Here is a 12970-nt window from a genome sequence, read left to right on the forward strand (position 1 = left end):
TAACCTCCCCTTTTTTAGCTGCTATCGATGAACTAAAGTATCTTTGTTTATTTAAGTAATCCTTTTTCTTTCAGGAAATCAAGCGATACGGTCTCTTCTTTCAATCCTTCTGAATCTACCTTTGAGTTCAATTCTTGCATTATCGTCTCATCCAGCACGTCCTGAAGTTTATTTAGAGCTTCTGCTACTTCTGGATATTTCGTTAACACATCCTCACGTACAAGTGGACCAGCATCATAAGGTGGGAAGAATGATTTGTCATCCTCTAAGATAACTAGATTGTTAACTTTAATCTGACCATCCGTCGCAAAAGAATCGATCACATCCACATTTTTATCTACAATGGATCGGTACATTATGCCATGATCCATACCTTTCACATCCTTGAAGATCATTCCATATTCCTTACTTAATCCTGGATAGCCATCAGGACGATCTATAAACTCAAACTCACTTCCTAACAACAAGTCAGGCGATACCTTCGCAAGATCACTAAACGTTTTTAGCTGATATTTCTCCGCTGTTTCTTGGGTGACAGCTAAAGTGTACGTATTATTGAAGCCCATTGAATTCGTAAAAACGAGCTTGTCTTGTTTAAGTAACTCATTCGTTCTAGCTAATGTATCTTCTGAGTTCCCTGTTTCTTCCTGATAATAGTTGGAAACAATTGTTCCTGTGTAATCTGGATATAACTGAATGTCATTGTTCAGCAATGCTTTCCAAGCTACATTCGATCCACCCAAATTGACTTTACGTACTACTTTCAGATCGGTATGATTCTCAATTATATCAGCCATCATATGCGCTAAGAGAATGTTCTCCGTAAAGTTCTTGGAGCCGACTGTAATCGTATCCTTCTTATTCCCTGAACCACAAGCGACTAATGCCATGGACATACACACAACAAAACCAATAACTAGCCATTTTTTATAATTCATATTATGCCTCCAGTAAGATATTATTGTGCAGATTTGTACCTCTTATAGTTTTAAACCTTTCGGTGTCGTCAACTTCTCCATACGTCCCAGCAAAAAGTCAAGAACCAATGCAAGAACCGCTGCTGGTATAGCACCCATCAGAATCAATGCATCGATATTTCGTTGTATTCCTAAGAAAATAAAATCACCTAAGCCACCAGCACCAATAAAAGCAGCTAAAGTGGCGGTACCTACATTAATGACTGTAGCCGTCCGAATACCCGCCATAATGACAGACAAAGACAAAGGAATTTCTATTTTAAATAAGATCTGCGCATTGGTCATTCCCATGCCTCTAGCCGCTTCTATCGTGGCTCGATCTACATCTTGAATACCTGCAAATGTGTTTCTAATGATCGGTAATAAAGAATATAAGAACAGTGCAGCTATAGCAGTATTAAGGCCTATCCCAAACAACGGAATCATAAATCCTAACAAGGCCAGACTAGGTATCGTTTGCAAGATCCCTGCTCCGCCTAGAATTAGAGTCTTAAAGATAGGGTATCGTGAAACAATAATACCTAATGGAATACCAACAACAATGGCTATCGCCATCGATATCAGAACAAGTTGCATATGCTGGCCTGTTGCTGCCAGTAAATCTGTCCCACGCAATGATAGTTGTTTAACAAACTGTACCCAAATGTTGTCGTTCATTCGTTCTCCCTCCTACCTGCCCAGTGATCTGCGAAAGTGGTAAGTAAGGTTGATCTTGTGACGACGCCTACTATTTTTTTGCCTTTTCCAATAATAGGAATAATACCGAATTTTGCATCTCCAATAGCAATGAGTGCATCTTGAGCCGTTGCATCCTCATCTAAATAAGGAACAGCAGGAACACTAATTTCTTGAATTGTTTGTATTTGCTCCAACTTCGATTGCAAATCATATATGGAGACGATTCCGGTCATTTGACCATTGTCATCATATATAATCAACGTATCTGTCCGTCGTTTTCTCATCGTAGCTAATGCAAGAACCGGGGAAAGGCTATGAAGGGCGGTAGCAGGATTGTCACGCATAATATCCTTAACCGATATAAAAGCAGGGTTCTGATAAATTCGATTCTTCCCTATAAATTCTTCTACGAATCCATGTGAAGGCTCCTTTAGTAACTTCTCTGGTGTATCAAACTGTAGTAACGAGCCCTCTTTCATAACTGCAATACGATCTCCTAATTTCAAGGCTTCATCCATATCATGCGTTACGAATACAATCGTTTTCTTCACAGTTTTCTGAAGTCTAATTAATTCATCTTGTAATTGTTCTCTTGTGATTGGATCTAATGCACCAAAAGGTTCATCCATAAGCACAATCTCAGGGTCTGCTGCTAATGCACGAGCAACACCTACTCGTTGCTGTTGTCCACCTGAAAGTTGACGTGGATACCGTGATGCATACTCGGACGGTTCAAGACCGACCATATCTAATAATTCATATACACGAGCTTTGGTCTTCGCTGCATCCCAACCCTTAAGATGAGGAATGAGAGCAATATTCTGTTCAATCGTATAATGTGGGAACAATCCCACCTGCTGGATGACATAACCAATATTGCGTCTTAATTCAACTTGGTTTTCTTTCGTAATATCCTTACCGCGAATGGTAATCTTACCTCCCGTATGCGGCATTAAGCGGTTAATCATCTTCATCGTTGTAGTCTTACCACAACCACTTGGACCAATAAGTACGATGAATTCTCCTTCTTTAATCTCAAAACTAACGGATTTCACAGCTTGGAAACCGTTCGCATACGTTTTACTAACATTTTCGAATTTAAGCATACTACTCCCCCAATTTTATAGAGTTTTGCCGATTTCCGATTGGTGATACTCATGATTCGGACTCAACTTCTTCTTACGTTACACCTAACTATACCAAAAAAGTCACCAAGTGACAACCTATATATAGATATAGAGTTGTCACTTGGTGGCTTTTTTGGTTCATTCATCATAATAAATTGTATAGAAATCATAACAAAAAACCGCCCTTCAAATGGACGGTTTGGCTATCATAATGTCGTATTATTGATGAATTCCTCGGTTCGCTGAAATACTTGCCCGTCACCAACAACTATAATCACATCATTTTCTTGAAGGATAACGTGAGGACCTGGCGAAATCGTGACTTGTGTCCCTCGCCTTAATGCAACAATCGTTCCTCCTGTCTTCTGCCAAAATTGAAGATTGGAGATACTCCATCCCACAGCATGCGAACTTGGATTCACCTGTATTTCTACTGGATGGTATGCCTTTAAATTCTGTAATCTATCAGAGAAACCAATGATATCCTTAAGAATAGCTTCGAATTTATGATCATTGGCCTTCTTCTCAAGAAGTAACAATTCTAAGTCTTGTTTCAGTGAATACACTGATTTCATATAATTATTTTTAGTAATATAATCATGCGCTTGTTGATCCGATGTAACGAAAATCCCCTTGCCCTGCGATACAGACACAATATTCTCGTCTTTTAGAAGAGATACTGCTTTTCTAATCGTTTCGGGGGAGACATGATAATGGCTCGCCAGTAAAGATCGTCCTGAAATTTTGGCATGAATTGAAAATTCACCACTTACAATTCTATGAGCAATATCTAAAGCAATAGCTCTATATCCAGCAATCTCTTGCATACATTCTCCTGCCTTTTATCTTTACTTTTGCAATCATCTGTATTATACCAATCTTCATAGATGTTTCAATACATAATCTTTCTACATAATATATGTTTGCTGAATTTTTCAGAAAAACACAAAAAGTATTGGAATCAAATCCAATACCTTTTGTCAATACATTTTAGCAAAAAAGGTGATCACAACGCTACTGGATCGCCCCAATAATGATGCCCGCTATGAGATAAGAAACCAAATGATATCCAATTGTGATTAAGTAAAGTCTTATTCCTCTTTTTTCAAATAAAAAGTTCATCCCAATTTTAACCGAAATACTAATACCGATGAGTAAACCAACGTTCATTCCGGACTCAATTGTCGCCTCTCCAATCATTGTTAACATCAAGGCCAATACAAACGCACCACATAAAGCGGTCAACGCAGTAAGAATATATGTCATGGGGTTACCACCAGACATCTCTTCCTTTTTCAAACCGATTTGCTTGATCCATTGGTTTCCAAACAGAACTGGTGAATACCATAGAAAACCAAGTACCATCGTCACCACTGTTGCTACAAATACTGCTAAATAATTTACTTGTGTGAAATCGATCATTTGCTTATCTCCTATATGATAACTTAATATTTGATTTTCTCTTCTTCGAAACCTATATCGATAACCACATGTCTATCTGACATTTGTTATTTATTCAAATCTTTCAATTCGATAGTAATAAATATCACAACCCCACTATAGCAGTTCCACCATTTTTTTCACAGCAATAGATGCCCCGTAGCATATTGGGTTGCACCCACCATCAGTTTATAAGCTTTTATGTTGATTTAACTTCTCGATGAAGATTCCAGTTAAGCAACTGACCCGCATGTGTGAGTCCTGCACCGAACCCATAAAGCAGGATACGATCACCATCATTGAGCTTGCCTTCTCGGATGCCAAGGTCAATAGCAAGTGGAATTGACGCGGCTGAAGTATTACCGTAATTCACTAAACTGTGTAGCGTTCGCTCAAGCGGAATCCCCGTACGTTCACAGATCGGCTCAATAATTCGCAAATTAGCACTGTGTGGAATAAACCAATCTACATCATTTATCGTGAAGGGACTCTTCTGTAGAAGCTCGCTTACCCCTACCGGTACATTTCTAACGGCCCAACGAAATACTTCTCTTCCATTCTGCACAAGCGTTCCCGCGTTATTCAGATCTACACCATTCATCTTGTCAGCCGTTCCTTTCAAGTATACATGTGCTCCTCCATTGCCCTGCGTTCCTTGATGATATGCCACGAAACTCGAGTGCTCCTCATCGGCTTCCACCAGAACAACCCCAGCACCATCTCCGAACAATATGCAAGTTGTGCGATCACTATAATCCGTGACTTTTGACATTGTATCCGCACCGAACACGAGAACCTTCCGATGTAATCCGGAAGTTACCATGCCTTCCGCTACATGGAGTGCATATACAAATCCGGTACAAGCAGCACTTAGATCGATGGATCCCACTGAACTGGAAATACCAAGCTTATCTTGAAGTAGTGCTGCTACGCTAGGAAAACTGAAATCTGGCGTACTGGTCGCTACAAGAATTAAATCCACATCGTATAAAGATTTGTCATATCTTCGCATGAGATCCTGAGCAGCAGATACGCACAGATCACTCGTATATTGATCAGGTGCACTTATGCGGCGCTCCCGAATTCCCGTCCGTTGTACAATCCATTCATCATTTGTATCCACCAATTTTTCCAAATCGATATTCGTCATTCTTCTGGTTGGTACATAGGTACCGATGGCAGTGATACGTGCTTTCGTATGTTCCATATATTCACGCTCCTCATATAATACCTACTGTTAGTACCTGATACCAAATACATTAGCACACCAAACATATATTCGTCCATTATAATAAAATTTTTAAGTAATTATCCACGATGAAATTTACTTTGACAGATAGAGTAATATGTGATAATTTTACTCTATCAGATAGAATACTTTTTAGTAAGGAGGACGCAAATGGTTCGAAGTGACATCATTCGTGGGCATTTAGATGCTATTATTTTGCGGCTCATATATGAGAAAGATCAATATGGCTACGAAATATCCAAAGAAATCAGTTTGCGGACAAATGACCGCTTTCAGATTAAAGAGGCCACGTTATATGCGGTATTTCAGAGGTTAGAGCGAAGAGAATTAATCGAATCCTATTTCGGAGATATTTCGCATGGGGGCAAACGTAGGTATTACAAAATTACGAAGTTAGGAAAGGCCTATTTCAAAGAAACGCTGGAAGAATGGCAAGAAATCAAGGAAATAATAAATATTTTTATGGAGGGTATATGAATGCGTAAAATCAAAAATCATGTTAAGGAATTGTTTAATGATATCCCTGCAAGTGAACAAAAGGAATTGATGATGCAAGACATTATTCAGAACCTAGAAGAGAAAGTTAGTGATTTGATGTTCAGTGGTAAAAATGAGGAGGATGCCATTAATAAGACCATCGTTGAATTTGGCGACATTGAGGATATTAAGAATGAGCTTGGTACGAACCCCGTGCCCCTCAAAAACCGATTTTCTTTGCATTTAGGATTCTCACTTTGGGGAAGTGGACTTTTTATAGCATTGTTTATATTTATTAATTTTTATTATACGCCAGATACGATCTGGTTCGTTTATCCGGTCTTCGCTGTAGCATGGTGGCCACTATCCATGTTCTATAAATGGTTAGCAATGAAATAAGGAGGATTTTAATTATGAATAAGCATCGAACCAGCTTTGCAGCAGTTGGAAGTATCATGAGCATTCTTCTTTTTGCCATCATTAATTACAGTACCACTCCTCATTACATATGGTTTATTTATCCTTCTCTTGCTATTCTACAGTGGCCGATCTCGATCTACTTTTTGACAAAAGGAACGTTTAAACACTACTCAGCCGTAACCTCATTAATTCTAATTTCATATCTAATTATTGAGAATATGTTACATAGTCCGGATCTTATATGGTTTGTATTTGCTATCTATCCCATTCTCTGGTGGCCCATCCTTATGTATCTAGGGAAATATGCTTCTACAGTAACAACCGCAATCATAGGTAGCCTGTGTACGATTCTTTATTACGCAGTGCTTAACTCATTCTATGCCCCTCAGTATCTATGGGTAATTTATCCGTCATTTCTCGTATTATGGTGGCCCTTAGTAATATACTTCAGCAGAAATAAACAATACTTCAAGTTCTCCATTGTAGCCAGCTTGCTCACGATCATATTTTTCATCACAACAAATATGATCTCTTCTGAGAATACAATCTGGGCAATTTATCCTATCTTCGCTATTCTTTGGTGGCCCCTTAGCATGTATTATTACGGTAAAAGGACATATCGCTGAGCTATTCATTGCATATAGAAACAGCCGACCCATGTATAGGTCGGCTGTTTACATCATTCAACTATTTATTTCACATCATAAATCGTATAGAGTTCATCCAAGACTAGATTGGCAGCTATGATGCCGCCTGCCGTATTCCAGATCGCGTCATCAACACGATATACTCGCCCTTCTTTAACTGCACTTAGACCTTGCCATAACGGGTCTTTTGTCCATTCACCTTCTGTTTCGGTACCTTTACCATCACCTGTATCATAAGTGAAGTAGAATAAACGATCAGCATCGACTTCAGGCAACCGTTCTTTCGTTATTTCATCTACAAACGTTTCTTTACTATTTAACGTCATGTCATTACGGGCAATCCCAATTTGATCGAAAATAATACCTGAGAATGTATCAGTGTGATATACACGCGTCTTGCCTCCCATGAAGCGAACAACAGACACTGTTTCCTTCAGTTTATCTCCAGCCTTCGCTTTGAAATCTTCTACACGCTTATCGAAATCAGCGAGCAGCTTATCTGCCTCCGCTGATTTACCCACTGCTTCAGCATAAAGCTTGAAGTTGATCTTCCAATCACCCCGTAATGTTTCTGATTCAACTGTTGGAGCCATCGCCTTCAATTGCTCATAGATGTCTTCATGACGCATCTTGTTACCGATAATGAGATCTGGTTCCAATCCAGCGATTAACTCCAGATTAGGTTGTCCTTCTTGGCCCAGTTCTTGAATGCCTTCCATATCGGCTTTAATGTGCTCATACCATGGACTTCCCGTCCATGATTTAACTGCTCCAACAGGTTTAACTCCAAGCGCAAGCAATGCTTCAGTTCCCTCATTAGTAAGTACTACAACGCGTTGCGGCGTTCCTATTATTTCAGTCTCACCCATCGCATGCTTAATCGTACGGACTTCATCTGTAGCTGGTTCCGTAACCGCAGCACCGTCAGTAGATTTATTCGAAGCATCTGCTGAATTATTATTTCCATTTGAACCACAACCCGTTACGATCATAACGAGGATTAGAGCAGATAATGCCCACCACGTTCTTGTCTTTCCTCTATGTCCCTTTGTTGCCATCCTAAGTTCCCCCTGTAATTGATAGTTATTCTCACTGGTATAATATTAATAACTATCAAACACAAAGTCAATGACAATGATTATCAATTGCATTGACACATGTTAATCAATCCACTAGAATTCTAATGTACACTCTTTGCATTGAAGCAGAAGGAAGGTAGTTATGAGATTAACAGGACTTGCTTGTTCACTACTCTTACTTGGGGTAGCCATTATATGTAGCATTATTTACGGCATAACAGATATTCCGTTGTCCTCCATATGGGAATCTTTCATTCATTATGATTATTCATCGCAGGAACATTTAATTATTCGAACAGTGCGAGTCCCGCGGGCACTCATTGCCTCTGTTGCTGGGGCAAGTCTAGCTATTGCTGGTGCGATCATGCAAGTCATAACACGTAATCCAATCGCTTCGCCAAGCTTATTCGGTGTCAACTCAGGCGCTGCTTTCATGGTTGTTATTGCTTCAGGTTGGCTTGGAATCAGTGGTATGCAATCACTAACCCTATTTGCTCTACTAGGCGCAGCTATTAGTGGATCTATCGTGTTTTATCTCGGAAGTGTCGGTCGTGACGGTATGACACCTATTAAAATTACGTTGGCGGGAGCCGCGATCGCTGCTTTTTTCCACTCTATGACGCAAGGCTATATGCTCTCAAACGGTAGAATGTTCGATCAAATACTTGTGTGGCTCGTTGGTTCTGTAGCCGGACGAGATATGAATATGCTCATCAATGTATTGCCTTATATGGCCATTGGATTCTTGATTGCCTTATTACTCTCTCGTCATCTCAATGTGCTATTAATGGGTGACGACGTAGCGCAAACCCTGGGTCAACGGACCGTAGCTATTAAAAGCCTCGCTTCCATTGCAGTTATTCTACTTGCTGGAGCATCTGTTGCTGTAGCCGGTCCGATCGCATTTGTAGGCATTATTATCCCACATATTGTCCGATATCTTGTGGGTACCGATTACCGCTGGGTCATTCCATATTCTGCAGTACTAGGGGCTATATTGCTTGTAACTGCAGATATAGGTTCACGTTACATAGCCATGCCAAAAGAAGTTCCTGTTGGCGTCATGACTGCGATCCTTGGTGTGCCATTCTTCGTCTATATCGCTAGGAAAGGAAAACGAATGCAATGAGTAAATATACACTTCTGCGATGGAACAAGTTGAAACTATCTTTTCTGATTGAAAAAAGAGCCTATTGGATTGGTTTCGCTTTGCTTGTTCTTTGCGCTGCTGTAGTTGTCATAAGTACCGGCATTGGAAGTAAGTTCGTCTCCCCTCTCGAAGTCATCCAATCGATGACTGGAAAGGGAAGTGGCATGAATGATGTGATTATCATGAAGCTGCGCCTACCGCGAATTATTATTGCCGTGCTTGTTGGATCGTCTTTAGCGGTTGCAGGTGCAGTACTTCAAGGGATTATTCGCAACCCGCTCGCTTCACCCGATGTAACCGGAATTACGGAAGGAGCATCGCTTGGAACGGTACTGTTTATCTTCTTCCTATCTGATCGACTATCGATCCAATGGGCACCCTTCGCGGCTATTATTGGGGCATTTGTAGTAACCATTCTTCTCTATGTCCTGTCATGGAAGAACGGATCTTCTCCGCTAAGAATGATATTAATTGGAACGGGCTTGTCCGCTGCCTTCAAATCGATCTCATATATGTTTATCATTTCAGGATCCTTTGTGTTAGCTAATAAATCAATGACTTTCATGACCGGAAGTATATATGGATCCTCTTGGGAAAAGGATGTCTACACCTTACTTCCTTGGGTACTTATTTTACTGCCATTAACTTGGCTGCAAGCTCGACATGTGAACGTACAGGCCCTTGGAGATGATGTGGCCGTCAGTGCTGGCGCAAACGTACAGTTTCATCGACTTATATTGCTACTTCTTAGCGTCGCATTAGCTGGAGCAGCCGTCGCCATAGGAGGCGCGATTGCTTTCATTGGTTTAATGGCGCCCCATATGGCACGCAAGCTTGTCGGTCCCTCCTTTGGAGGATTGCTCCCAGTGAGCGCGTTGTTAGGAGCTCTCATCTTACTAGTGTCAGACCTCGCCGCCCGAACTCTCTTCACACCGCTCGATATTCCAGCAGGCGTATTTACTGCGGCTATTGGTGCACCGTTCTTCTTATATATGCTGTACCATAACCGAAATACATAACAGCGAAAGGAATGACTGTCATGAGCCTACTTGAAGCCAACGACTTGGCTGTGTCCTACGGCGGAGTCTTCATCTTTGATCATTTAAATATAGAAATACCAGAAGGAAAAGTTACTGTGTTTATTGGCAGCAACGGCTGTGGTAAATCGACACTGTTACGCTCATTGGCACGTTTACTTAAACCTATTCAAGGGGAAATTCATTTGGATGGATTGAATATATCAAAAATGCCCTCCAAGACATTAGCCAAGCAGCTTTCCCTCTTGCCACAAGGTCCCATCGCTCCAGAAGGACTTACCGTACTGCAATTGGTCAAGCAAGGGCGATATCCCTATCAATCTTGGCTCCAGCAATGGTCGGTAGAAGATGAACAATCTGTAAAAGCTGCCATTCAAGCCACGGGTATGGAAGCTCTAAAGGAGCGTTCTGTCGATTCCCTATCTGGTGGTCAACGACAACGCGCATGGATCGCTATGACGCTAGCTCAGCAGACCGATATTATACTGCTTGATGAACCAACGACATACCTCGATTTGACCCATCAGATTGAGGTACTCGATTTATTATTGGAACTGAACGAACGTGACGGTCGTACCATTGTCATGGTACTTCATGATATTAATCTAGCTTGTCGTTATGCCGACCATATCGTGGCCATTCAGGATGGTGCTGTATTTGCGCAAGGGCAACCTTCCCACATCATCAATCCCGAAACCATTGAATCGGTGTTCCGATTGAAGTGCCAAGTCATCTCCGATCCCATCTATGGTTCTCCGATGATTATTCCCCAAGGTAAATCAAAAAGAAGGATAACGAACCCACTGTAATTTCCGGAATGAAGCGAAAAACATCACTTGAATCCAAATAAACGAGAGATCACTATCATCCAGTGATCTCTCGTTTATTTTACGACTTACCTTTTCGTACCACGAGCTCAATAATCATAATCATCAGCACGAGCAGTTGAATGAGCTGTTCTACGGTCATATCCGTCCGCCTCCATCTTGTACAGGATGGCTCTTTCGGACGGTTTCCCTCTCCCAAATTCCCGGACGTTCCCCCTAACATATATATTCACTTTGATAAGTGATTATGTCACCGATTCCTTATTTCAAGAAATTCTTCACTTGGTTAATATATTTCTTTTTATGAGAATAGCCTTGATAAAGCCTCCTATTCACTGTATTGGAATCACCGAAGAAGAATCTCTCATATATTTCCTGCCGTCCCCCGAAGCCACTTGTACTAAGCTCCCATGCTAATCTAAATAACTGTACCTTATCTTTCGCAGCTCGGTCATTCCCTTTGAGATAAGTGTCTAAGTACGGCCTCAACTCTGTATTGAAGTCCGATTCTGACGGAATCATAATTAATCCGCTAGCCCCTATAAGCTGAATAATGTCCATCATACGAGGATATATTTTGGGAAATAGTACGTTTGCGGTCCATAAAGCATTTCGATCTGGAAGCATACTTCCCCATCGGTCGACGACTGCATTGACTTCAGAAGCGATAAGCAACGATTTTAACGTCTCAACATGAACGATAATTTCGGATACCTTCTCAATAATGTGTGGGTGTGATCCGATATCAAGTGACTCTACCATATGCAGGACGACACCTAATATAAACTCTGCTTTAGCAATATACCTACATAGAACTTGATGAGCTGCATGAGTATGAAATCCACTCTCACTGAATAATCGTTGTGATAACGAATCGTTGCCAGCCACAAACACACGATGCCAAGGAACAAGTACATGATCAAATACGACCAGTGTATCCATTTCTTCGAAACGTGAGCTTAACGGATAATCAAAGGGTGAATCGCCTCCAACCATACTCTCTCGGCAAATCCACTTCATTCCTGGCAAATTATTCGGAACAGCAAAGACAAAGGTATTCGGATTATTCTTTTCTTGAAGATGGGCTGAAACAGGTGGATGAACCCATATCTCGTCAGCCGTTACCCCTTGTGTAGCTAAAAGAAATGCGCCACTCACAACAATTCCATCCTTATTTCGCTCCACAATCTTAGCTGCTGATGTATCAAACGATCCGTCATCCATCAATCGAATCACTCTACTTGCTTGTGGCTGCACGAAAGCATGAGAAAGCGTCACATCATTCTCGCGACAATACTCATAATAGTTCCTTAAATTATGTTCATATTCTGGTGAATCCTCTGATAGCAACTTCGCGCTTGCATGAAACGCCATTAGAGCTGTATTCATGTAATCTGGAGAACGTCCCATCAGCCCATGATGCCGTTCACCCCACAATGACATCATAACTCGGCGTTTAGCCACATCATGTTTGCTCTTTGGTTGCAGATAGGACATCCCTACCCGATTGCCTGTTATGGGTGAGGTATAGCTCATTCTGTCCATATATTCCTGCTCATTCTGCATATCGTATAAAGAAGCTTGTGTGCGCATTAGCCCACGGAAAGCCTTGTGATTCGATAACCTACCCGAAAGTTTCTCACCGTGAAACCAGACCTCGGGCTTTGAATGATCGATTTGCTTCATATATTGTGAGCCGTTCTTCATACCCATGTCTCAAACCACCTTCTAGGCTTTGTATAACTACAGCATATTCTCTTGCCCTTGAGTGAGAAACGGGTACGTGCCCAGTTTTTGCTGAATACTTTTAAATTTATAGCTATCATTGAGCCTTAAGTGTACAATTTCAATAATGAATTGAA

15 protein-coding genes are annotated in these 12970 nt (G+C 41.0%); 6 read left to right on the plus strand and 9 right to left on the minus strand.

Going from position 1 to position 12970, the window contains the following annotated elements:
- Window positions 1-47 precede the first annotated feature (47 nt).
- The 6 genes from ACP8HI_RS10915 to ACP8HI_RS10940 all read right to left on the minus strand — a co-directional run bounded on the left by ACP8HI_RS10915 (window position 48) and on the right by ACP8HI_RS10940 (window position 5429).
- Window positions 48-938, minus strand: coding sequence for a glycine betaine ABC transporter substrate-binding protein (locus ACP8HI_RS10915; protein ID WP_438351103.1), 891 nt, complete (start codon window positions 936-938; stop codon window positions 48-50).
- Between the two features lie 42 nt (window positions 939-980).
- Window positions 981-1634, minus strand: coding sequence for an ABC transporter permease (locus ACP8HI_RS10920; RefSeq protein ID WP_438351104.1), 654 nt, complete (start codon window positions 1632-1634; stop codon window positions 981-983).
- On the minus strand, window positions 1631-2761 hold the full coding sequence (locus ACP8HI_RS10925; protein WP_438351105.1) for a betaine/proline/choline family ABC transporter ATP-binding protein: 1131 nt from the start codon (window positions 2759-2761) through the stop codon (window positions 1631-1633). Before ACP8HI_RS10925 ends, ACP8HI_RS10920 begins: the two co-directional genes overlap by 4 nt.
- Window positions 2762-2988: 227 nt before the next feature.
- Window positions 2989-3609: a TrkA C-terminal domain-containing protein gene (locus ACP8HI_RS10930; RefSeq protein WP_438351106.1), complete on the minus strand. Its 621-nt coding sequence runs from the start codon at window positions 3607-3609 to the stop codon at window positions 2989-2991.
- Window positions 3610-3796: 187 nt separating this feature from the next.
- Window positions 3797-4204, minus strand: a complete 408-nt coding sequence (locus ACP8HI_RS10935; RefSeq protein ID WP_438351107.1) for a DUF1761 domain-containing protein — start codon at window positions 4202-4204, stop codon at window positions 3797-3799.
- A 217-nt stretch (window positions 4205-4421) separates the two neighbouring features.
- Window positions 4422-5429: a ketoacyl-ACP synthase III gene (locus tag ACP8HI_RS10940; protein WP_438351108.1), complete on the minus strand. Its 1008-nt coding sequence runs from the start codon at window positions 5427-5429 to the stop codon at window positions 4422-4424.
- Between the two features lie 192 nt (window positions 5430-5621).
- On the opposite strand from ACP8HI_RS10940, the gene ACP8HI_RS10945 reads away from it, so the two are divergent.
- The 3 genes from ACP8HI_RS10945 to ACP8HI_RS10955 are packed head-to-tail and all read left to right on the plus strand — an operon-like array spanning window position 5622 to window position 6994.
- A complete protein-coding gene (locus ACP8HI_RS10945; RefSeq protein ID WP_438351109.1) occupies window positions 5622-5948 on the plus strand; it encodes a PadR family transcriptional regulator in 327 nt (108 codons plus the stop codon).
- Window positions 5949-6347, plus strand: a complete 399-nt coding sequence (locus tag ACP8HI_RS10950) for a permease prefix domain 1-containing protein (RefSeq protein ID WP_438351110.1) — start codon at window positions 5949-5951, stop codon at window positions 6345-6347. It abuts the gene before it with no gap.
- A 14-nt stretch (window positions 6348-6361) separates the two neighbouring features.
- Entirely contained in the window at window positions 6362-6994 is a 633-nt protein-coding gene (locus ACP8HI_RS10955) for a hypothetical protein (protein WP_438351111.1), read from the plus strand.
- Window positions 6995-7059: 65 nt separating this feature from the next.
- Here ACP8HI_RS10955 and ACP8HI_RS10960 read toward each other — a convergent pair whose 3' ends face one another.
- Complete coding sequence (locus ACP8HI_RS10960) at window positions 7060-8073, minus strand: ABC transporter substrate-binding protein (RefSeq protein WP_438351112.1); 1014 nt, start codon at window positions 8071-8073, stop codon at window positions 7060-7062.
- A 163-nt stretch (window positions 8074-8236) separates the two neighbouring features.
- On the opposite strand from ACP8HI_RS10960, the gene ACP8HI_RS10965 reads away from it, so the two are divergent.
- From ACP8HI_RS10965 to ACP8HI_RS10975, 3 genes are read left to right on the plus strand one after another with little or no spacing between them, the layout of a single operon-like run.
- Window positions 8237-9223, plus strand: coding sequence for a FecCD family ABC transporter permease (locus ACP8HI_RS10965; protein ID WP_438351113.1), 987 nt, complete (start codon window positions 8237-8239; stop codon window positions 9221-9223).
- Window positions 9220-10263 carry a FecCD family ABC transporter permease gene (locus ACP8HI_RS10970; protein ID WP_438351114.1) on the plus strand — a complete coding sequence of 348 codons (1044 nt, stop codon included), beginning with the start codon at window positions 9220-9222 and terminating at the stop codon, window positions 10261-10263. The genes ACP8HI_RS10965 and ACP8HI_RS10970 overlap by 4 nt, the downstream gene beginning before the upstream one ends.
- Window positions 10264-10283: 20 nt before the next feature.
- Window positions 10284-11090 carry an ABC transporter ATP-binding protein gene (locus ACP8HI_RS10975; protein WP_438351115.1) on the plus strand — a complete coding sequence of 269 codons (807 nt, stop codon included), beginning with the start codon at window positions 10284-10286 and terminating at the stop codon, window positions 11088-11090.
- Window positions 11091-11169: 79 nt separating this feature from the next.
- On the opposite strand, the gene ACP8HI_RS10980 is transcribed toward ACP8HI_RS10975, so the two are convergent.
- On the minus strand, window positions 11170-11307 hold the full coding sequence (locus ACP8HI_RS10980; protein ID WP_438351116.1) for a hypothetical protein: 138 nt from the start codon (window positions 11305-11307) through the stop codon (window positions 11170-11172).
- 62 nt (window positions 11308-11369) lie between these two features.
- Complete coding sequence (hpaB, locus tag ACP8HI_RS10985) at window positions 11370-12821, minus strand: 4-hydroxyphenylacetate 3-monooxygenase, oxygenase component (protein ID WP_438351117.1); 1452 nt, start codon at window positions 12819-12821, stop codon at window positions 11370-11372.
- Window positions 12822-12970: the final 149 nt, after the last annotated feature.

The organism is Paenibacillus sp. FA6 (genome assembly GCF_051550225.1).
In the GTDB taxonomy this organism is placed as follows: Bacteria; Bacillota; Bacilli; order Paenibacillales; family Paenibacillaceae; genus Paenibacillus_AQ.

Coding starts and splice junctions, on each gene's coding strand:
- ACP8HI_RS10925 (WP_438351105.1), bottom strand. CDS start 2,761: ATGCTTAAATTCGAAAATGTTAGTAAAACGTATGCGAACGGTTTCCAA.
- ACP8HI_RS10965 (WP_438351113.1), top strand. CDS start 8,237: ATGAGATTAACAGGACTTGCTTGTTCACTACTCTTACTTGGGGTAGCC.
- ACP8HI_RS10915 (WP_438351103.1), bottom strand. CDS start 938: ATGAATTATAAAAAATGGCTAGTTATTGGTTTTGTTGTGTGTATGTCC.
- ACP8HI_RS10945 (WP_438351109.1), top strand. CDS start 5,622: ATGGTTCGAAGTGACATCATTCGTGGGCATTTAGATGCTATTATTTTG.
- hpaB (WP_438351117.1), bottom strand. CDS start 12,821: ATGGGTATGAAGAACGGCTCACAATATATGAAGCAAATCGATCATTCA.
- ACP8HI_RS10935 (WP_438351107.1), bottom strand. CDS start 4,204: ATGATCGATTTCACACAAGTAAATTATTTAGCAGTATTTGTAGCAACA.
- ACP8HI_RS10920 (WP_438351104.1), bottom strand. CDS start 1,634: ATGAACGACAACATTTGGGTACAGTTTGTTAAACAACTATCATTGCGT.
- ACP8HI_RS10940 (WP_438351108.1), bottom strand. CDS start 5,429: ATGGAACATACGAAAGCACGTATCACTGCCATCGGTACCTATGTACCA.
- ACP8HI_RS10950 (WP_438351110.1), top strand. CDS start 5,949: ATGCGTAAAATCAAAAATCATGTTAAGGAATTGTTTAATGATATCCCT.
- ACP8HI_RS10960 (WP_438351112.1), bottom strand. CDS start 8,073: ATGGCAACAAAGGGACATAGAGGAAAGACAAGAACGTGGTGGGCATTA.
- ACP8HI_RS10975 (WP_438351115.1), top strand. CDS start 10,284: ATGAGCCTACTTGAAGCCAACGACTTGGCTGTGTCCTACGGCGGAGTC.
- ACP8HI_RS10955 (WP_438351111.1), top strand. CDS start 6,362: ATGAATAAGCATCGAACCAGCTTTGCAGCAGTTGGAAGTATCATGAGC.
- ACP8HI_RS10930 (WP_438351106.1), bottom strand. CDS start 3,609: ATGCAAGAGATTGCTGGATATAGAGCTATTGCTTTAGATATTGCTCAT.
- ACP8HI_RS10970 (WP_438351114.1), top strand. CDS start 9,220: ATGAGTAAATATACACTTCTGCGATGGAACAAGTTGAAACTATCTTTT.